We start from the raw sequence: 19,238 nt of genomic DNA on the forward strand, positions 1-19,238 counted from the left end.
CGTTTGTTAACATTAAATTAACAAAAAAATTAAAATTGAAACTTTTCTCCGTTTAAGTAAATATCTAGAATGATAGATTTAGCTCCTAGTTTGTCCTTATATAAATGCTTAGATTTTTTAGGATTTTTAAAAACAACCACCTGAGCTCTACCTACTACCTCGGCAACATTATTTTTTACTAAAATAGCAGTCCCTTCGTCTATTCCAATTCCTTTTAATTTAGGATTTTCTATAATTATAGATAATAATCTATTGTACCTACTTCTAACCACAAAATGCTGGTCTATAACTGCAGTAGTAATAAAACCTAGGCCTTTACTTGTATCCACATTTTGAGCCTCTATATTATCAAAAGTGTTTTCGTAATTTTTATATTTTAATTGATTTCCTGTGAGCATTACTTCACTCATTATTGCAGCACCAGCACTAGTACCTGCAATCATTTTACCATCTTGATAAGCAGATTTTAACAGATTTTTTACTTCAGGATAAGAATTAATTATTTCCATAAATCTTACTTGGTCACCACCACCTATATAAATCAATTTTGCATTTTTTAGAGAATCTAATTTAGAAGAAGAAAGTCGACCCTCTTTTTTGAAGGCACAATCTAAAGTTTTAAGATTTCTTTTCTCAAATTGCTGTCTTGCATAATAAAAAGATGAATCTTGCTCTTCGCTAGCATGAGGAAAAATTGCAACCGTTTCACTAGGTTTTAATCCTGCTTCTTTAATCATTCTATCTACCAAAAAATCTGGTCTAGAGCCACCTCCTATAATGAATAATTTTCCTTTTGGACTTTGAGAAAAAGTAAAATTGAAAATAAAAAATAATAAAAACAATATACGTCTATCCATTACTTGTAGATTTCTATATTTATTTCACCATCTTCAGTTACAGTTCCTCTGTACATTCCTTCAGTATTGAAGGTCATCGCTACATTTCCGTTTTTGTCAAGTGCAATCATTCCGCCGTCACCTCCTAGTTTTTCTATTTCTAGCATTACTTCTTGTGTTGCGGTTTTCACATCTTTATTTTGATATTCATATTTAGCAGCAACTGTTCTGGCTGCAGATGTTCTGATGTAAAATTCTCCCCAACCAGTTCCAGAAATTCCTATATTTTTGTCTGCATAGGTACCAGCACCTATGATGGGAGCATCACCTACTCTTCCGTATTTTTTATTGGTCATTCCACCAGTAGAAGTTCCAGCAGAAATATTGCCTTCTTTGTCTAAGGCAACACAGCCAACTGTCCCAAATTTTTTATCAACCCAGTAGTAACTTGGATAATGAGAGTTGTTCATTGCATTGGGCTGATTAGCCTTTAGCTCAGCTTTTTTCACTTTTTGCAAAGCATCCCATCTGTGTTTGGTCCAAAAGTATTTAGGATTTACGATTTCTAAACCTTCTTTTTTTGCAAATTGTTCTGCTCCTTTCCCAATCATCATTACATGTTCAGATTTTTGCATCACGGCAATGGCAGCTTTTATTGGGTTTTTTACTGTACTAAGTCCAGCCACAGCTCCTGCAGATTTATCTTTTCCGTATATAATAGATGCATCTAATTCATTTTTGCCATCATTGGTAAAAACAGCTCCTTTACCCGCATTAAAAAGTGGACTATCCTCCATTACTACAATTGCAGTTTCTACAGCTTCTAGAGAAGATTTGCCTTCTTTTATTTTTTCGTAAGATTTTTGTAAAGCCTCTCTCAATTTCTCTCTATACTGTTGTTCTAATTCAGAAGACATTTCTTTTTTTAGAATGGTCCCCGCACCTCCGTGTATCACCACTACATACTTTTTCTGAGAATAAAAAAACACAGAAAGACAAACTGCACACAATAAATAAAATTTATTCATTCTTATCAATATTTATAAATCCGTGCTAAAATTATAAAAAAATCAAGCATTCAAAGCGATTCAAGCAAAATAAAATATTATTTCCAATATATTTTATAATTTAAAAATCATTAATTACAATGAGCTTAATTAGTAGATAATTTATCTAATTAAAATACTGAACACCCCCCTAAAAAGATAAAAACATCTGAAGTATTTCATGAATTTTAAATTTTAATCCTATTTTTTGTCTTTATTTTTTCCTATTTTTACTTTTTTAAAATTAAAATCAACAAATATTTATAATGAAGATAGCATATTTCGGGAGCGAAGCATCTAACACACACATTGTAGCATTACAAACTTTTGAAAACGAAGAATTAATCTCAAAAGCCACTATTCTAGACTGTTTCAAGGCGGTAGATAATGGTGAAATAGACAAAGCTGTGGTTCCGTTAGAAAATTCTATTGAAGGCACAGTATCAACTACATTAGACTTTTTATACGAATTCGACGGCATAAAAATAGAAGCAGAAGCAGTAATGCCCATCACTCATCACCTGATGATACACCCCGAAAACACAGAAATTGAAAAGATTTATTCTCATCCTCAAGCTTTGGCTCAATGCTATCATTTTTTAGATAAAGAATATAAAGAAGTCGTTAAACAAGAATTCGGTTCTACTGCTGCTGCTGCAAAAAGAGTAGCAGAAAATCCAGAGAAAAAATATGCCGCAATTGCCAATTTATATGCTGCTAAATTTTACCATTTAAAAGTTCTGCATTCTAACATCCAAGATTTTGAACAAAATCACACCAAATTTATTGTAATTTCTAAAAAAGATAAAAGTCTAAAACTTTCTAAAAATAAAGTTGCCGAAAAAACTTCTCTCATACTTACAATGCCCGAAGACCATGCTGGTGGATTACACCAGGTACTTTCTGTTTTTGCGTGGCGAAAAATGAACCTTACCAAAATTGAAAGCAGAACTCTGAAAACAGGTCTTGGTAATTACTTTTTCTTTATTAATGTAGATGGAAATTGGGAAAGTGTTCTTTATAAAAATGCCATTGAAGAACTAGAATCAATTGATGTAAGGGTAAAATTTTTAGGTCATTACGAAGAATATTTACTCGAAAGTTAAAACCAATTAAACAACAAAAAAATGATGTTGGTCAATATTATTTTAGCAATTCTCATTTTCTTTTTGTATTCTCATTTTAATGGGAAAATCAACCATCTAGAAAACGAAATTAAGGATTTAAAAAGAAGAAATCTTCTTGGTAAAAACCCTGAAAATTCACCTAGCGAAGATAAAATAACTTCACCAACTGAAATTTCTGAAGAAAAAACTATTCCTGAAACTTATTTAACTTTCAGAAATACAAAAACAGAAGAACCAATTGCACAAAATTCACCTCAAAATCAAACTTCCGAAAGTAAAGAAAACACTTGGATAGATGATGTTTTGAGCTTTGTAAAACAAAACATCCTTACCATTATTGGGATTTTGACTTTGGTTATCGGAATTGGATATTTTGTAAAATACGCTATTGATAAAAACTGGATTGGCGAAACCGCAAGATTTATTATAGGAATGCTTATAGGTTTCGGAATTATGGGAATTGGTTATTTCATTCATAAAAATTACAAAACTTTTTCTTCAATTATTTCGGGCGGCGGAGTCGCTATTTTATACCTCAGCGTTACACTCGCCTTCCAAGAATACCATCTATTTACGCAGAATATTGCCTTTATATTTTTAGTTTTCATCACTATTCTTGCGGTAATTACTGCCTATTTTTATGACAGCGAAGTGCTGATTATCTTTGCGTTAATTGGTGGTTTTGCATCTCCTCTTATGGTAAGCAACGGCAACAGCAATTACCTTTTCCTGTTCATTTACATTTCTTTGTTAAACCTAGGAATGTTGGCAATTTCTTATCTCAAAAACTGGAAAAGCATTGGTTGGTTTTCCTATTTTACCAGCTATTTATATCTTACCGTTTGGATTTCTGATTCTTTAGACCAAAAAACGATTTATTTTGTTGCTCTATTTTATGTAATTTTCTATGCTTTTGCGATTAGAAATTATATTAAAAATAAAAATTGGAATGCACTAGATATTCTACTTTTAGTGATGGTAAATATTTCTAGTTTAATAGCTATTACCTACATTTTCAGAGAACTAAACTTAGAACCTATCATTCTTTTTCCACTGATTTTTGCAGGAATTAATGCACTCCTTTGGTTTATTGAACTAAAAAACAACAGCTCAAAAATTTATCATCCTATTTTCATTGGCATTACTTTAAGCCTCATCACGATTGCAGTTGCCCTACAATTTGATCTTCATATTTTCACCTCACTTTGGGCAATAGAAGGCTCTTTGTTGCTTTTTATTTGGTACAAAACGAAACAAGATCTCTTCAAAAGAGCATTTCTATTTCTACTTCCTTTAATTTTAATTGCAGAACTTACTTCTTGGACTAAATACAACGAAATATCTCACTTCAATTTCATTTTTAACCCAATCTTTTTCACGGGGTTATTAATTAGTGTTACATTTGGCACCAACTACTATTTTATCAGAAAAAATAAAGCTGAAAATGGCCTAGATATTGAATTCGAAGCCTTATTCAAATTTCTAGCACTTGCTAATTTGTATGTGATTTTTCTATTAGAGTTGATGTATCTTTACAGAAATTCAGATGACAATTTCCTATACATTACAGGTCTTTTGTTTACCATTTTCTACATTTTTATTCTTGTTTTACTCTCCAGATTTATTTTGGAAGAAAAAGAAGAAGAACTCCTATTATTCACCATACCTGTTTTAATTACTTTATTGATTTCAAAACCAGATATTAATACCTACTTTATCACCAAAACAGGAACATACACCTATTATTTACTCTACACTATTCCACTTGCATATATCATTTGGAAAACGCTGAAAAAGAAATATTTAACTACAAAATTTGCTTATTATGTTTTGGCAATTTTCTTCACTTACATTATTTCTATAGAGCTTTCGCATTTTTATATTGTTTCAAATGCTTCAAAATTTAATGAAATTCTACCTTTAAAGAGTCGCTATATTTACTTTTATTTGCCTATGATTTGGACGGTTTGCGCCATCACTTTCTTATTTTTAGGATTAAGAAAACAAATTCCTGATTTTGTAAAATTCGGGTTTGGTTTAATCGGATTAATGGCGGTAAAACTCTATGCACTAGATGTTTGGAAAATGGATAACATTTCTAGAATCATTGCTTTCATCATTCTAGGAATTATCTTGCTTTCTAGTTCCTTTATGTACCAAAAACTAAAAGGAATTTTAAAAGACTTCATCGAAAATAAAAAATAAAATTTCAAAAAATTTTCTACCATCAATGGATTCTACTCCGCAGAAAAAAAATGTACTTTTCATCATCATTTTGGCATCATTTGGCTATTTTGTTGACATTTATGATTTGGTTATTTTCTCTATTGTGCGCGTAAAAAGTTTTACCGAAATAGGTATTTCTGGCGAAGCCGAAATGTTAAAAAACACGCAATATGTACTGAATATGCAAATGGCAGGTTTACTTCTTGGCGGAATTTTCTGGGGGATTATTGGCGATAAATTAGGACGTGTAAAAGTACTTTTCGGGTCTATTCTTATTTATTCTTTGGCTAATATTGCCAATGCATTTGTAAACCAAATCGATATGTACGCTTGGATTAGACTGATTACAGGAATTGGTTTAGCTGGCGAATTAGGCGCAGGAATTACCTTAATTTCTGAAACCATGAGCAAAGAAAAACGCGGTTATGGAACTATGATTGTAGCTACAACAGGTGTTTTGGGAGCTGTTGCTGCATTTTACATTTCTGAAATTACCACTTGGCGAAACGCTTACATTATTGGTGGTATTTTAGGATTGGTTCTTTTAGCATTCAGAATGGGAACTTTTGAATCAAAAATGTTTAAAAATTCTCAAAATTCAGAAATTCCTAGAGGTGATATTGTGGTGCTTTTTAATACTAAAGAACGATTTCTAAGATTTTCAAAAGTAATTTTAGTAGGTGCGCCTATTTGGTTTTTGGTGGGAATTCTCATCACTTTAGCTCCAGAATTTGGCAAAGAATTAAACGCCACAGAAACGCTGAGCGCTGGAAAAGGAATTTTATACTGTTATATCGGGATTTCTCTAGGGGATTTAATTGCAGGACTTTTGGCACAAATTTTAAAATCTAGATTAAAAACAGTTTTAATTTTCCAAGTTCTCATCATTACATTTGCCACCATTTACTTGAATTCCGAAAATATAACGCCTCAGAAATTTAACATTTTGGCGTTTTTAATAGGAATTGGCACAGGATATTGGGCTACTTTTGCCACCATTGCTGCGGAGCAATTTGGGACAAACATAAGAGCTACCGTAGCTACTACTGCACCTAATTTTGTACGTGGATTGTTAATTCCTACTACCTTTTTTTTCAATTTTGTTGCAGGAAAAACAAATCTCATTACTTCTGCTTACATTACATTGTTTCTGCTATGCGCAATGGCGTTGATTTCAATTTTCACCTTAAAGGAAACTTTTTCTAAAGATTTAGACTATTTTGAAATATAAATCTGAAATTTTGTCAGAATTTTTAAGTCATTTTTTTAAAAATAAGTCATTTTTACCGCTCACTATCAAATAGTTATGAAATTTTGTCGCTTTTTTTGAGTGGCATTTTTTTTGTGAAGTTCTTGGTACAACACATTAAAAATATAAAATGTTTAACCAAAAAAAATATCACAAAATGACACTTATTAAAAGAAACCCAAACGTACCAGCATTTGCTAATTTTTTCGATGACTTCTTTGCAAAAGATGCTTTTAATTGGAACGACAAAAATTTCGCAGATTTCGGGAATACCTTGCCATCTGTAAACGTGAAAGAAGCAGACCAAAATTTTGACATAGAATTAGCAGTTCCTGGAATGAAAAAAGAAGATTTCAAAATTAGTTTAGACCGAAATATTCTTACCATCTCTTCTGAACAAAAATCTGAAACCGAACAAAAAGACCAAAATGGCAAATACACCAGAAGAGAATTTAATTATAATGCTTTCAGCAGATCTTTTACTCTACCTTCACAAGTGGTAGATGCAGAAAACATTGTTGCTAGCTACACCGATGGAATTTTAAAAATAGTAATTCCTAAAAAAGTAAAAGAAGAAAACGCTATAAAAACCATAGAAATAAAGTAATTTTTTTCATATTCATTTCATATTAAAAGAAAAGCGAGACAGATTCTGCCTCGCTTTTTTTGCATCAAAACACTTTATTTTTATTTCTTGATAATTTTAAACGCTTTAGCATTACCATTATTCAACATGATGTGTAAGATATACATTCCTGAAGGAATTGAGCCTAACTGAACTTTATTATTGATAATACTTGGCGTAAAAGTAAGCCCATTCATGTTAATAAGCTGAATGTATCTAATCGTTTCTTTAGTATCTATTGTTAGGTCATCTGTAACATAAGTAGGATAAACTTTTACATCAATAGATTTTGAAAAATTAGAAGTCGATAAAAAATCATAACTTACAGGAACTACTGGCAATGGCAGTTTTTTTGCGGTATAAATTTTTAGTTCACCAGGCTGTAATGGTATACTTGTTCCAGCATTTAAAGCGGTGTTGCTATCTTCAAAATAATCATACCAATTATTACCGAGTGGTAAATTCACATTTACATTTCCTGTATAGGTAGACCCGTCCGTTGGCGCATTGAAATTGCCTACTATAAAAACTCTTTTATCATCAGCTCCCCAGATAACACTTCTAGCAGCTTTTCCGGTTCCTAAATCAGAATTTATAGGATTACCTTCGAAAACCTCTGGTAGAATTCTGGTTCTCAGTTGTATGGTTTGAGCAATTTTTTTATAAGAATTCATTCTAGAAGAATTAGTATACCAACCTAAAGTTTCTGGAACGGGCTTAGGGTCTGTTCTATTACCAGCAGCACCACTCGCATTGCTCAAAATACTATAATCATAAGCCAATTCTTGGAACATCCATAGCATATGTGGTCCATTGAGCAGAACATTAAAAGCTGTATTAAGAGGAGCTCTATTTGTATAACCCTGAGTAGACCTTAAGGTAGAACCATTACCATAAGTTTTTGCTTTAAACATATTTCTTTCTTCGTCATGGCTTTCACAATAAGTGACCCAACCATCTTGATTAGAAGCGTCTAAGCTATCTCCGTCATGTAACCATCCCATTGCTGTTTGCTCATAACTATGAGTATTATTAAGCCAACAAAGCATTCCCCAATTGATATAGTTTTGTCTTTCTCCTGGTGCCTCTTCCCAATGTTCTAAGATAAAATATGCATCATTATTAGCAGCTTTAACTCCATTATTATAATAATCAAATACAATATCTGTACGATTAGAACAATTTTCTCCACAAAATCCATGAGAAATATCCATACGATAGCCATCTACTTTGTATTCATCAATCCAATATTTCAAAGCACTTCTAAGTAAGTCTCTAGTTGGTCCAAAATTATGATTCCAATCTTGAAAAACACTTGCTCCATGAGGTGCCATTTGATTAAACCAAGGGTTGTTAGCAGCTGTATTATTAGTACCCCAATATAGTTTAGCTTGAGGTGCTGACCCAGTAACATGATTAAAAACCATATCCATAATTACTGCTATCCCTCTTTTATGAGCTTCATCAACCAATTTTTTGAGGTCGTTTTCAGAACCATATGCTTTGTCTAATGCAAAGTAATGAGTAGGATTATAGCCCCAACTTACATTACCTTCAAATTCTGCAATTGGCATTAGTTCAATGGCATTCACCCCTAAATTCTTAATATAGTCTAAACGTTCAATAATAGATTTTAAATTCTTATTTGGGGCAAAATCATGAACCCAAACTTCATATATAACTAAATTATTTTTATTAGGTTTTGTGAAACCTAATGTCTGAGGGCTCCAACTATATTGAGATTTATTCGTTTGAAATACAGCAACATAATTACCATCTGCTTTTGTTGGGTAAGGCTTCAGATTTGGATAATTTTGTGAGGGTTCCCATTGGTCATTAGGATGCAGAACTTTAGTAGCATAAGGATCACTAATATTTATAGTATTATTACCAATTTTTACTACATATTGATAGGCATATTCAACTCCAGGCTGAATTCCTGATAGCTCTATCCACCAATAACCTGTATTCCCGTCTTTCTTTAATTGATAAGCATTAGAAGCTGTCCAATTATTAAAATCACCAATAACAAAAACATTGTCTGGCAAAACATTATTCTTATCTTTCGCATACAAACATAAGTGCAACTTGGTTGGATCTGATGAATTATAAGTTACTCCTTCTTTTATTCCATTGGGTTTTGCTTGGTCTTCAGAAGCAGAAACAATAGTAATATTTCTAGTATCTGATACAGTATTTCCATTTGCTGTGGCTTCTACTGTATAAAGATAATCGCCAGCTACAGATAATGTTTCAGAAAAAGTGATGCTAGTTCCTGAAGTACTACTTACTGTAGCTCCATTTTTTTTCAGAACAATATTTGCTGTAGATGTTGTATTTGCAGTTAAATTCACAGTAGACCCAGCATTAATTATCCCAGATGAAGATGTAGTAGAAAACTGTACACTAAGCTGACTTGCAGGAGATATATTAATGAAAAAATCTCCTCCAGTGCTGGTTTTTCCTTCTTTTGTTCCAGCAGGTCCATCATTAAACACCATATCTAATTCTTGAAATGGAGCAGCACAACCTGAGAAATAACTATACATATTATCAATGGTTAGCTCCCAATTAGAACCATTTTTTACCATTTTATGTTTTTCTAAACCACTTCTCCAAGATGGTGCACACTGCCATCTTACTCCACCAGTCTTCACTCCAATATGAGCATAACAGTTAGTAGCAGTAGACATTGGGCCAGAACCAGGATTGTAAATAACTTTAATAACCCCTGTATAATCATCAGGAATAATCGCAGGAATTGTAGTTACAGTCTGAGTGTAAAAAACACTAAAAAACAAAAAATTAAGTAGTAGTAAAATTTTCTTCATTTCTATTTAACTTAAAACAAGTATTTTTTATTAAAATAACACGCCAAATATAATTGAATAATGTCATTAAAAAAACAAGAAAAATTATGATTTTTATTCTTCTAAAAGTTTCTTAATATCTTCAATAAGTAGTTTTCTATCTGGTTGAAATTTTCCATCTAATTTCGGGTTTTTACCTTCCGCATCTTCATAATTCAAACCAGAATAATATAAAATAGGCATTCCATCTTTCCCAAATCTGCATCTCACATTACCTTCTTTATCTACCAAAGCAATCATTCCGCTATGGTTTAGGCTTTCAGCTTGGTCATCTTTATCCCCTACGAAAATATCAAATTCATTAGCAACCTTGCCGATGTATTCTCTATCACCTGTCAAAAAATGCCAATTAGGATTGGTAACGCCTAATTTTTTGGCGTGATTTTTCAGAAATTCAGGGGTATCATTCGTAGGATCAATGCTGATGGAAATAATTCCGAAATCTGGGCTATTTATCTCTTTATCTACAAATTTCAGATTGCTGTTCATCACTGGGCAAATGGTAGGACATCTGGCATAGAAAAACTCCACCACATAGACTTTTCCAAGCATATCTTTGTTAGAAATTTTCTTATTATTTTGGTCAGTTAGCACAAAATTTGGAGCTTTCATTACCGTATGAAGGCTTTTTTTGAAATAAGAATTTCCAATAAACAGCGCCAAAACAATCACCAGCAAACCTATCAATTGATAAATCAGCATTTTGTTCATCCCAAATTTGGAGGGATTTTTTTTATTAGAACTCATTTTATTCTTTTATAGCGTATTTTTCTGGGTCTTTTTTAAACTCATCTTTGCACATAGAATTACAAAAACCGTAGGTTTTACCTTTGTAATTAGCGGTGTCTTTCAGATATTCTGCGGTTTTCATTCCACAAATTGGGTCTTCTGCATTTACTACTTTTACATTCAGTTTTTCTCCGTGTGCAGCATTCATCATTTTAGAATGATCTACTTTTTTCACTTCTATATTTTCTTTTTTGCAAGAAATTACAGTAATTGCCAGAATTCCTGCGATTAAGTATATTGATTTCATCATTATTTCAATTATTTTTTAACGTATTTTTTAGGTTCTTTTTTGAAAGCTTCTTTGCAATGCGTTCCGCAAAATCCGTATAATTTCTTATTATAAGTAACGGTATCTTTCAGAAATTGAGCAGTTTTCATTCCGCAAATTGGGTCTTCAGTGTTCACTACTTTTACATTAAGTTTAGCGGGTGCTTTTTTTGCCTCTTGTGAATAAGATAATAGAGATACTGCAACCAATGCAGCAGATAAAATATGTTTCATTTTTTTTGATTTAAAGGGTTAATTAAAATTTGAAAATTAAAACCAAAAAAGAAATTATTGAGAAAAAACATTTCAAAAGCAAAAAAAAGAAAAATTTCTACTTTTAAAAGGTTTAGTTGTATTTCATCGTTTTTCTTTTTGGGTTAAAATTAAAAGTGATTATTTTGAAAATAAAACTAAGAAAGTGGCGGATGAAAAACGCCTTCATCAAAAGGTTTTCCCCTCAAATTAAAGCAATTTTGGAAATTATTTTCTGTCTTTTTTTCTACTGAAAAATCTGCTATAAACTCTGAAATTTCGTTCACAACAAAAACGTCTATACTTTTAATCTGAACTTTAGATTCTTTGGCACTTTGATTCTCAGAAGATTTTAGAATTTCTTTTTTCACATAGCATTTACCATTGCAACGCAATTCTGGTCTTGCTCTATTCTCACAAAGCTGAGTAGAAATATATTCATAATTTACAGCATAATCTAAGATGGGCATTGCCGTTCTAAGCGCCAAAACCAATAATAAAAATATGGAAATTACTGTTCTCATTTTTTAAGAATTACAAATTTAATGAAATTAAAATACAATTGATGTGATTTTTGTAACTTTGAGGAAAGCTTTTAATCAATGAAAAACTTTCTATTCTTTCTGCTCATTTTTTTAAGTGTGTTTTCTTGCAAAAAAGAAGAAAAAACTAATTCTAAAGTTAAAAAAAAGACATTAGAAAAAATCAAAAACGACACTATTTTTATCAAGGAAAAGTGTGCTGTTTTCTTAATTCCAGAAAAAAATTTAATAATAAAAAATGTACAAAATAAAGGATTTGATAAACACTACAAAGAAATTGATGAGTTTGGTTACGCTAAGATGTATATAGAAAACAAAGGATTGAAAGTTATATCAACTAACTCAAAATTCTTAATATTCAAAAATTTAAAAGAAAATTTTATAATCGATGCAAATCAAGAAAACAAAATATTAAAATTATACTTATTTGACATAAACAAAAAACCTTTACTAATAGATAATATAAACATAGAAAACGAATACAAAAATTATTTTGGCGAAAAAGACATTTTAAAATTTTCAAAAAAAGAAGAAACCGTACAATTTATTTTCAATGCAATTGCTTGTCCTTGTGCACAATGGACTAATTTTAACAACAAAAAATCGACAGAAAAATTTTATTTAATTGATGACAAAAAATTGACATAAGATGCGGAAGATTTTTGGGATGGCTCAAGTTTACCTTTTATTGTAGAAGCAACTGGTGTTTTTTCTGAAAATAAATCTATTCCAAAAGATTTTTCACCAAAAGGAGATGCAGAAAGAGAAAAATCGAGAATTTTTAAGTACAGAAAAATTAGATTGGTGCAATTAGGAGATAAAAAATATTTTTAATAAAAATGGAAAACAAAATTTTATATCAAATTATTATTGGAGGAATATTCTACTTTTTAGTTTCTCTTGCTTTGTACACATTTTTTAAAGAACCAAAACAAATTTTAAAAGATTTTTTAGATGTAACAATAAGTAGTTTTTTAGAAAAATTTCTATTTGTTTTTTTAGCTCCAGTATTAATTATTGCACTTCCTTTAATTTTAATTTTCAGAAATAAAAAAAAGTAGCATCCAACCTAAAAATACCTTCCCTTCCATTTTTTCTCCATTTCTTCACGAATTTTCTTTTCGATGGCATTTTCGCCAGGTTCATAAAATTGAGTACCTGAAATTTCTTCGGGCAAAAACTCTTGATTTACAAAATTTCCTTCGTAAGAATGGGCGTATTGATAGTCTTTTCCGTAATCTAAATTCTTCATTAATTTAGTCGGAGCGTTTCTAAGATGCAACGGAACTGGCAAATTACCTGTCTGTTTTACCAAGGCTAAAGCTGCATCAATTGCTTTGTACGTAGAATTAGATTTTGGTGAACAAGCCAAATAAACCGCAGTTTCACTCAAAATAATCCTAGATTCTGGATTTCCGATAACATTCACCGCTTGAAAACAATTATTAGCAATTGTTAAAGCATTCGGATTGGCCAAACCAATATCTTCCGAAGCTAAAATGAGCATTCTTCTTGCGATAAATTTCACATCTTCACCACCAGCAATCATTCTTGCGAGCCAATAAACTGCACCATTCGGATCAGAACCTCTCATTGATTTGATGAACGCCGAAATAATATCGTAATGTTGTTCTCCGTTTTTGTCGTAAAGTGCCATCGTTTCTTGCAAAACAGAGAGTACATCTTCGTTGGTAATTTCTTTTTCTTTTATATTTTTGAATTGATTAAGCACCAATTCTATAGAATTAATCAGTTTTCTAGCATCACCTCCAGAATATTGAATGAAAGCTTCCTTTTCTTTAATTTTGAATTGAGTTCCTTCTTCTTCATTGAATTTTTGCAGAGAAATTTCTGCCAATTCTTCTAGTTTTTCAAAACTTAACGATTTTAAAACATAAACTTGACTTCTAGACAAAAGCGCAGAAACCACTTCGAAACTTGGGTTTTCCGTCGTCGCGCCGATTAATACAATCCACCCTTTTTCTACCGCATGAAGCAGAGAATCTTGTTGAGATTTATTAAAACGGTGAATTTCATCAATGAATAAAATAGGAGATTTTCCTGAAAAAAGGTTTTGTTTTTTGGCTTCTTCTATTACATCTCTCACGTCTTTTACACCGCTAGAAACCGCCGAAAGTTTGTAGAATTTCCTGCCAGATTTTTCCGAAATTATTTCTGCCAAAGTGGTTTTTCCCGTTCCTGGAGGTCCCCAAAAAATAAGAGAATTGAGCGTGTCATTTTCTAGCATTTTTCGGATGGTTCCGTTTTCACCAGTAAGATGCTCTTGACCTAAAACATCGTCTAGAGTTTTTGGTCTTAATTTTTCGGCTAAAGGAATATTGTTTTTCAAGCTTGAGTTAAGATTAAGGTTGAGAAGAAATTTCAAAAGTAGATTTTACTTCATTCCATATTTTTTCAAAATCTTCTAATTGATTTTTATCTATTTGCGACTTGACAATGGTAATACTTTTATTTTTATCTTTAAACACATAATCCCCAGCAAAATATTTGATTTCCAACAAATCTTTAAAATCTATTTTTCTATTTTTTAGTCCAAACAAAACTATTTCTTGAGATGTAATTTTAAAATATTTTTTGAAAAACTCTAATAAAAAAATCCACAAATAAAGTAATCCAACAATCAAAAATCCATAATGATGCCACAGTAATTTTTCTTCACCTAATAAATAACTTGCACCAATAAAAAGCCAGAGAATTCCTAAAAATAAATTGAAAAAAAGTCTCTTCTTGCTATAATTAACTGTCATGGAAAATATTTTGAATTCTTAAATTTCAAATTTATCAATTATTATCCTATTTTTGCAAGGAAATGCTCAACAAAATTCTCATATTTCCATTGGTAATTTTAATCAAATTTTATCAATATGCCATTTCGCCTTGGTTAGGAAAAAACTGTAGGTATGAGCCAACTTGTTCGCATTACACTTTAGAAGCACTTAAAGTTCACGGACTTTTCAAAGGCGGATTTTTAGGAATTAAAAGAATTATGAGTTGTCATCCTTGGGGCGGAAGTGGTTACGACCCTGTTCCACCGAAAAAATAGAAATAAAAATTGTAACATTTTTAAACAATAAAAACTAAATCAATAAAAATATGAATTTAGCTACGCTACTCTACTACACTTGGGATCCTTCTAAAGGAATAGAAATAGGTTCTTTTACATTGCATTATTACAGTTTAATGTTTGTTTTAGCATTTGGAATTGGTTATTATTTATTTGTAAAAATGTTTAAAATAGACCACGAAAGCGAGAAAAGTTTAGATTCTATCTTCACTTGGACTTTAGTAGGAACGATTTTGGGTGCTAGATTAGGACACGTTATTTTTTATCAACCAGAGCTTTTCAAACAAGATTTCTTAAGTGTTTTCTTACCAATACAGACTGTTCCAGAATTCAAATTCACTGGATTTTCGGGATTAGCAAGTCACGGTGCAGCCATTGTTTTGGTATGTTCTACTATATTTTTAGCCATAAAAGTTTTGAAAAAAAATCCGTTTTGGTTGCTTGATAGATTGGCAATTACCGTTGCATTGGCAGGATTTTTCATTAGAATTGGCAATTTCTTCAATTCTGAAATTGTAGGAAAACCAGCTCCAGATTTTGCTTTTGCAGTTCAATTTCCTCAAGATAATAGTTACGGACCAATAGTTCCTAGATACCCAACTCAATTATTCGAAGCGTTTTCTTATTTGGCTTTATTTTTTGTAATGTGGGGAATTTATTTGTACACCAAGAAAAAATACAGTCAAGGTTGGCTTTTCGGATTTTTCTTTGCCGTTTTGTGGACGATTAGATTTTTAGTAGAATTTTTAAAAGAACCACAAGGCGACGAAAAAATTACTTGGGGAATTCTAAATACGGGTCAAGTACTCTCTATACCTTTAATTATTATAGGAATTATTTGTATGATTTATTCCTCTAAAATGAAGTACGAAGACAAAGTAGAAGCATAAAAACGAAGGAAACCGAAAGTGGTTTCCTTTTTTAGTACAATTTTTTAAAAACTTCACCAAGATTATCAATTACATCACTTGGTTGCATCGCTTCTTTTGAGAATTTTTCAGCAGCAAAATCAGCTGCTTTTCCGTGAAGCCATACTCCGAAAACACAAGCGTTTTTAGGCGAATAATTTTGAGCCAAAAGAGAAGCAATCATTCCCAAAAGAACATCTCCGCTTCCGCCTTTTGCCAAACCAGAATTGCCCGTAACATTATAAAAAACCTCGCCTTCTGGAGTTACAATCTGTGTATGATGGTCTTTTAAAACAATAAAAATCTGTAATTCCTTAGCTTTTAGCTTCGCTAAATTTAATCTTTCAAAAGAGTTTTTGGTTTCGCCAAAAAGTCGAGCAAATTCTTTAGGATGAGGCGTAATGATAGAATTTCTCGGAATTAAATTCAGATTTTCTGAGTTTTTAGCTAAAATATTGAGGGCATCTGCATCTAAAACCAATGGAAGAGAATAATTATTTAAAAATTCTAAAAATTTCTCTTCCATTTCGGGGTCTGTTCCCAATCCGGGACCAATTCCACAAATAAAATCATTTTCTACTTCAAAATTTTGAATAAAATCTTTACCTCCGTATAAAAACATTGCTTCCGGACAAGATGTTTGTAGGATTTCATAACCACATTTCGGAGCGAGAATATAAGTTAGACCACTCCCTGTTCTCAAAGCCGATTTTGTAGCCAAAACCGCTGCTCCTATTTTCCCGAAACTACCTGCAATGATACACGTTTTGCCAAAATTTCCTTTATGAGAAAACTCGTTTCTGGGCAGATAAATTTCTCTAATTAAATCACCATCAATAGTGAAATTGCTTGTTTCTGTTACGTTAATATATTTTTGATGTAAACCTATATTTAAAATTTCAATTTTTCCGCAATATTTTCCAGTTTCGGGATGTAAAAATGCTTTCTTATAAAACTGAAAACTTAACGTATAATCTGCTTTAAAAACCACTGCATCTGCCTCAATTATTTCATCACAAAATAAGCCCGAAGGAATATCTATAGAAATTTTAGTTCCTTTTGCGAAATTCATTTTTTCGATGGTTTTAGCCAATTCTCCATCCAATTTTCTATTGAGTCCACTTCCAAAAACCGCATCAATAATTACCTCATTTTCAATAATTTCAGTTAAATAAAATTCTGAAAAATCTTTGATTTCAATTCCTGAAAGTTCTTTTAATAGATTAAAATTAACCTGAGCATCTTTAGAAAAATGCTCTTGAGACTTATTAATGTAAACCACAACATCAAAACTCAAATAATATAACATTCTGGCGATAGCAAAACCGTCTCCGCCATTATTACCATTTCCGCAAAAAATATGAATTTTTTGTTCAATATCTAGAATTTGAAAAAGAAAATCTGTGCATTTTTGAGCAGCTCTTTCCATCAAAAGAAGAGAAGAAACTGGTTCATTTTGAATGGTAAAATCATCGCAAGCACGAATCTGAGAAGCAGTAAAAATTTTCATTGTGAAATATACTTATACAAATTTACACATTTGGAAAAATATAAACTTCAATAAAAATTTAATTTTTAACAAAAAAAGTAAACGAAAATAATGCAATTAATTATTTTTTTATACTTTTGTTAAAATAACACACTTGAAATATGGGACTTGTAAAAGAATTTAAAGAATTTATTGCAAAAGGAAATGCAATGGATTTAGCAGTGGGAGTAATCATTGGTGCTGCATTTGGTAAAATTGTAAGTTCATTGGTAGATGACGTAATTACTCCAGCCTTATTAAAACCAGCTCTAAAGGCTGCAAACTTAGAAAAAATTCAAGAATTAAAAACAGATGGAGGAATTTTGTATGGAAATTTTTTAGCAGCTGTACTTAGCTTTCTAATCATTTCATTTGTAATTTTCTTGTTGGTAAAAGGAATCAATAGTTTAAAGAAAAAAGATGAACCTGCACCTGCTGCACCTACCGGGCCAACTCAAGAAGAACTATTAGCAGAAATTAGAGATTTACTCAAAAATAAATAACAAGCAAGAAGCTCCGAAAAATCGGAGCTTTTACTTTTATATACTTTTAAATACTGCGGAGATAATTATAGATTTCATCTTTTAGGTGAACTCTTTTTTTCCTAAGATCTGTAAGATGTTCGTCTGTGGTGTGATTTTGTTCACCGTCTTCGTAATGCTCTATCAAGGCATTTACCTCTTCATAATTTACATAAAGTTTTAGGAATTTTTGATCTGAAATTTTCAACTCTGAGATTTTGTCTGTAAATTCAGGAAATTCGTGGGTAATCGTGTGGTGTTCCATAACTTTTAAGTTTTAAGTGAATTAAACTCTTTTTAGTACACTAAAGTTAGGAAATATTACTCAATTATCTTTTATGAAAATTGTCACTATATTTTATCATTAAATCTACTGTTGTTGTTGTTGCTGTTGCATTTGCATATGTCGCCAGTAAGAATTGTTATTTTCTACCGTTTCCGGAATTTCGTTTATGCTTACAAAAGACGGTTTTTCTACTCTATCACTGAAAAAATCATTGTAAATTGCAGAAATATGACTATCTGTATTTTCCACAACCACCGTAACTTCTAATCTATGCTCTAAATTTCCTTTGTAAATTCCTTTAACTGGCGTGCAATCGTGAAAATCTTTACCAACCGCCAATCTTACGTGCCTATCAGAAACCAAACAATTGTTGGTAGGATCTATCCCAATCCAACCGTAAGTTGGTAAAAAAACTTCTACCCAAGCGTGAGTAGCGCCTTCACCTCTTAAATCGTGATTTTTAGGACAAATGTAACCACTTACATATCTTGAAGGCAGCCCTACAATTTGCAACATTTCTAATAATAAATGTGCAAAATCTTGACAAACACCAGCTTTTAAACTCCAAATTTCGTCAATATTTGTTTCAATAGTAGTAACGCCTTGTTTGTAGGTGAAATTTTCAAAAATATATTTTGAAATATTAAAAGCATTCTCAAAAACGGGTTTTCCTTTATCAACCAGAGAGTTCACCACTTCTGTAATTTCTTTTTTATAATCAAAATCTTCTATTTCTAGGAAATCTTTCAAAGTAAAATCGTTTTTTAAGTTTTCTATTTCTTTCCATTGTTCTGATGGAGAAATTTCTAAAACAGGTTCTTCTATCGGAATTACCTCTACCACAATATTAGACTGAATGCTTAATTCTGAATGAGGTTTAAGAATATTAAAAACCCCTAATTGATTGAAATAATGATCTTTAAAAACCTCAATACTCGGAGAATCTGTAATTCTAATCGATTGAAAATGCAATGTCTGATGCAAATCTTGGATAGGATATAGCATTATTTGATTAATAGACTCATAAACAGGAGAATTGTAAAAATAATGCGTGATATGTTTAATTTTATACTTTGCCATA

21 protein-coding genes are annotated in these 19,238 nt (G+C 31.4%); 9 read left to right on the forward strand and 12 right to left on the reverse strand.

The features are described from left to right. Positions 1-29: 29 nt before the first annotated feature. Positions 30-857 carry a cyanophycinase gene (locus IEW40_RS03595; protein ID WP_188616710.1) on the reverse strand — a complete coding sequence of 276 codons (828 nt, stop codon included), beginning with the start codon at positions 855-857 and terminating at the stop codon, positions 30-32. After that, the gene (locus IEW40_RS03600) at positions 857-1,864 is read right to left on the reverse strand and encodes an isoaspartyl peptidase/L-asparaginase family protein (RefSeq protein ID WP_188616711.1); all 1,008 of its coding nucleotides are present in this window, start codon (positions 1,862-1,864) and stop codon (positions 857-859) included. The genes IEW40_RS03595 and IEW40_RS03600 overlap by 1 nt, the downstream gene beginning before the upstream one ends. A 284-nt stretch (positions 1,865-2,148) precedes the next feature. On the opposite strand from IEW40_RS03600, the gene pheA reads away from it, so the two are divergent. From pheA to IEW40_RS03620, 4 genes are all read left to right on the forward strand, one after another. After that, entirely contained in the window at positions 2,149-2,988 is an 840-nt protein-coding gene (pheA, locus tag IEW40_RS03605) for a prephenate dehydratase (protein ID WP_188616712.1), read from the forward strand. A 21-nt stretch (positions 2,989-3,009) separates the two neighbouring features. Next, on the forward strand, positions 3,010-5,214 hold the full coding sequence (locus IEW40_RS03610) for a DUF2339 domain-containing protein (RefSeq protein WP_188616713.1): 2,205 nt from the start codon (positions 3,010-3,012) through the stop codon (positions 5,212-5,214). A gap of 25 nt (positions 5,215-5,239) precedes the next feature. Then, a complete protein-coding gene (locus IEW40_RS03615; RefSeq protein WP_188616714.1) occupies positions 5,240-6,466 on the forward strand; it encodes an MFS transporter in 1,227 nt (408 codons plus the stop codon). 175 nt (positions 6,467-6,641) lie between these two features. Continuing rightward, on the forward strand, positions 6,642-7,091 hold the full coding sequence (locus IEW40_RS03620) for an Hsp20/alpha crystallin family protein (RefSeq protein ID WP_188616715.1): 450 nt from the start codon (positions 6,642-6,644) through the stop codon (positions 7,089-7,091). 80 nt (positions 7,092-7,171) lie between these two features. Here IEW40_RS03620 and IEW40_RS03625 read toward each other — a convergent pair whose 3' ends face one another. The 5 genes from IEW40_RS03625 to IEW40_RS03645 form a co-directional block, all read right to left on the reverse strand. Continuing rightward, positions 7,172-9,940, reverse strand: a complete 2,769-nt coding sequence (locus IEW40_RS03625) for an alpha-amylase family glycosyl hydrolase (RefSeq protein WP_188616716.1) — start codon at positions 9,938-9,940, stop codon at positions 7,172-7,174. 93 nt (positions 9,941-10,033) lie between these two features. Continuing rightward, the gene (locus IEW40_RS03630; RefSeq protein ID WP_229663360.1) at positions 10,034-10,726 is read right to left on the reverse strand and encodes an SCO family protein; all 693 of its coding nucleotides are present in this window, start codon (positions 10,724-10,726) and stop codon (positions 10,034-10,036) included. 1 nt (position 10,727) lies between these two features. Next, complete coding sequence (locus IEW40_RS03635; protein ID WP_229663361.1) at positions 10,728-11,018, reverse strand: YHS domain-containing protein; 291 nt, start codon at positions 11,016-11,018, stop codon at positions 10,728-10,730. A gap of 8 nt (positions 11,019-11,026) precedes the next feature. Continuing rightward, the gene (locus tag IEW40_RS03640; protein ID WP_188616717.1) at positions 11,027-11,269 is read right to left on the reverse strand and encodes a YHS domain-containing protein; all 243 of its coding nucleotides are present in this window, start codon (positions 11,267-11,269) and stop codon (positions 11,027-11,029) included. Between the two features lie 176 nt (positions 11,270-11,445). Next, complete coding sequence (locus tag IEW40_RS03645) at positions 11,446-11,811, reverse strand: hypothetical protein (RefSeq protein ID WP_188616718.1); 366 nt, start codon at positions 11,809-11,811, stop codon at positions 11,446-11,448. 78 nt (positions 11,812-11,889) lie between these two features. On the opposite strand from IEW40_RS03645, the gene IEW40_RS03650 reads away from it, so the two are divergent. Both IEW40_RS03650 and IEW40_RS03655 read left to right on the forward strand, forming a co-directional pair. Beyond that, complete coding sequence (locus IEW40_RS03650) at positions 11,890-12,477, forward strand: hypothetical protein (protein WP_188616719.1); 588 nt, start codon at positions 11,890-11,892, stop codon at positions 12,475-12,477. A gap of 191 nt (positions 12,478-12,668) precedes the next feature. After that, positions 12,669-12,890, forward strand: a complete 222-nt coding sequence (locus IEW40_RS03655) for a hypothetical protein (protein WP_188616720.1) — start codon at positions 12,669-12,671, stop codon at positions 12,888-12,890. 8 nt (positions 12,891-12,898) lie between these two features. Here the strand turns inward: IEW40_RS03655 and IEW40_RS03660 are convergent, their stop codons facing one another. Together IEW40_RS03660 and IEW40_RS03665 are read right to left on the reverse strand one after the other, a co-directional pair. Then, positions 12,899-14,179 carry a replication-associated recombination protein A gene (locus IEW40_RS03660; protein WP_188616798.1) on the reverse strand — a complete coding sequence of 427 codons (1,281 nt, stop codon included), beginning with the start codon at positions 14,177-14,179 and terminating at the stop codon, positions 12,899-12,901. Positions 14,180-14,192: 13 nt separating this feature from the next. After that, complete coding sequence (locus tag IEW40_RS03665; RefSeq protein ID WP_188616721.1) at positions 14,193-14,597, reverse strand: hypothetical protein; 405 nt, start codon at positions 14,595-14,597, stop codon at positions 14,193-14,195. A gap of 62 nt (positions 14,598-14,659) precedes the next feature. On the opposite strand from IEW40_RS03665, the gene yidD reads away from it, so the two are divergent. Then, entirely contained in the window at positions 14,660-14,893 is a 234-nt protein-coding gene (yidD, locus tag IEW40_RS03670) for a membrane protein insertion efficiency factor YidD (protein ID WP_188616722.1), read from the forward strand. A 50-nt stretch (positions 14,894-14,943) separates the two neighbouring features. Next, the gene (gene lgt, locus IEW40_RS03675) at positions 14,944-15,804 is read left to right on the forward strand and encodes a prolipoprotein diacylglyceryl transferase (protein WP_188616723.1); all 861 of its coding nucleotides are present in this window, start codon (positions 14,944-14,946) and stop codon (positions 15,802-15,804) included. A gap of 31 nt (positions 15,805-15,835) precedes the next feature. Here lgt and IEW40_RS03680 read toward each other — a convergent pair whose 3' ends face one another. After that, positions 15,836-17,332 (reverse strand): NAD(P)H-hydrate dehydratase, encoded by a 1,497-nt coding sequence (locus IEW40_RS03680; protein ID WP_188616724.1) that lies wholly within the window; start codon positions 17,330-17,332, stop codon positions 15,836-15,838. A gap of 140 nt (positions 17,333-17,472) precedes the next feature. Here IEW40_RS03680 and mscL point away from each other — a divergent pair, with 140 nt between their 5' ends. Further along, the gene (gene mscL / locus IEW40_RS03685; RefSeq protein WP_188616725.1) at positions 17,473-17,853 is read left to right on the forward strand and encodes a large conductance mechanosensitive channel protein MscL; all 381 of its coding nucleotides are present in this window, start codon (positions 17,473-17,475) and stop codon (positions 17,851-17,853) included. Positions 17,854-17,899: 46 nt separating this feature from the next. On the opposite strand, the gene IEW40_RS03690 is transcribed toward mscL, so the two are convergent. Together IEW40_RS03690 and IEW40_RS03695 are read right to left on the reverse strand one after the other, a co-directional pair. Next, on the reverse strand, positions 17,900-18,136 hold the full coding sequence (locus IEW40_RS03690) for an HP1242/YdcH family protein (RefSeq protein ID WP_188616726.1): 237 nt from the start codon (positions 18,134-18,136) through the stop codon (positions 17,900-17,902). A 105-nt stretch (positions 18,137-18,241) separates the two neighbouring features. After that, positions 18,242-19,237, reverse strand: a complete 996-nt coding sequence (locus tag IEW40_RS03695) for a transglutaminase family protein (RefSeq protein WP_188616727.1) — start codon at positions 19,235-19,237, stop codon at positions 18,242-18,244. Between the last annotated feature and the right edge of the window lies 1 nt (position 19,238).

It is taken from the genome of Cloacibacterium rupense, from assembly GCF_014645495.1.
GTDB lineage: Bacteria > Bacteroidota > Bacteroidia > Flavobacteriales > Weeksellaceae > Cloacibacterium > Cloacibacterium rupense.

Bases quoted from the DNA above. Each gene is read 5' to 3' on its own strand.
- IEW40_RS03595 (WP_188616710.1), bottom strand. From the start codon at position 857: ATGGATAGACGTATATTGTTTTTATTATTTTTTATTTTCAATTTTACT.
- IEW40_RS03600 (WP_188616711.1), bottom strand. From the start codon at position 1,864: ATGAATAAATTTTATTTATTGTGTGCAGTTTGTCTTTCTGTGTTTTTT.
- pheA (WP_188616712.1), top strand. From the start codon at position 2,149: ATGAAGATAGCATATTTCGGGAGCGAAGCATCTAACACACACATTGTA.
- IEW40_RS03610 (WP_188616713.1), top strand. From the start codon at position 3,010: ATGATGTTGGTCAATATTATTTTAGCAATTCTCATTTTCTTTTTGTAT.
- IEW40_RS03615 (WP_188616714.1), top strand. From the start codon at position 5,240: ATGGATTCTACTCCGCAGAAAAAAAATGTACTTTTCATCATCATTTTG.
- IEW40_RS03620 (WP_188616715.1), top strand. From the start codon at position 6,642: ATGACACTTATTAAAAGAAACCCAAACGTACCAGCATTTGCTAATTTT.
- IEW40_RS03625 (WP_188616716.1), bottom strand. From the start codon at position 9,940: ATGAAGAAAATTTTACTACTACTTAATTTTTTGTTTTTTAGTGTTTTT.
- IEW40_RS03630 (WP_229663360.1), bottom strand. From the start codon at position 10,726: ATGAGTTCTAATAAAAAAAATCCCTCCAAATTTGGGATGAACAAAATG.
- IEW40_RS03635 (WP_229663361.1), bottom strand. From the start codon at position 11,018: ATGATGAAATCAATATACTTAATCGCAGGAATTCTGGCAATTACTGTA.
- IEW40_RS03640 (WP_188616717.1), bottom strand. From the start codon at position 11,269: ATGAAACATATTTTATCTGCTGCATTGGTTGCAGTATCTCTATTATCT.
- IEW40_RS03645 (WP_188616718.1), bottom strand. From the start codon at position 11,811: ATGAGAACAGTAATTTCCATATTTTTATTATTGGTTTTGGCGCTTAGA.
- IEW40_RS03650 (WP_188616719.1), top strand. From the start codon at position 11,890: ATGAAAAACTTTCTATTCTTTCTGCTCATTTTTTTAAGTGTGTTTTCT.
- IEW40_RS03655 (WP_188616720.1), top strand. From the start codon at position 12,669: ATGGAAAACAAAATTTTATATCAAATTATTATTGGAGGAATATTCTAC.
- IEW40_RS03665 (WP_188616721.1), bottom strand. From the start codon at position 14,597: ATGACAGTTAATTATAGCAAGAAGAGACTTTTTTTCAATTTATTTTTA.
- yidD (WP_188616722.1), top strand. From the start codon at position 14,660: ATGCTCAACAAAATTCTCATATTTCCATTGGTAATTTTAATCAAATTT.
- lgt (WP_188616723.1), top strand. From the start codon at position 14,944: ATGAATTTAGCTACGCTACTCTACTACACTTGGGATCCTTCTAAAGGA.
- IEW40_RS03680 (WP_188616724.1), bottom strand. From the start codon at position 17,332: ATGAAAATTTTTACTGCTTCTCAGATTCGTGCTTGCGATGATTTTACC.
- mscL (WP_188616725.1), top strand. From the start codon at position 17,473: ATGGGACTTGTAAAAGAATTTAAAGAATTTATTGCAAAAGGAAATGCA.
- IEW40_RS03690 (WP_188616726.1), bottom strand. From the start codon at position 18,136: ATGGAACACCACACGATTACCCACGAATTTCCTGAATTTACAGACAAA.
- IEW40_RS03695 (WP_188616727.1), bottom strand. From the start codon at position 19,237: ATGGCAAAGTATAAAATTAAACATATCACGCATTATTTTTACAATTCT.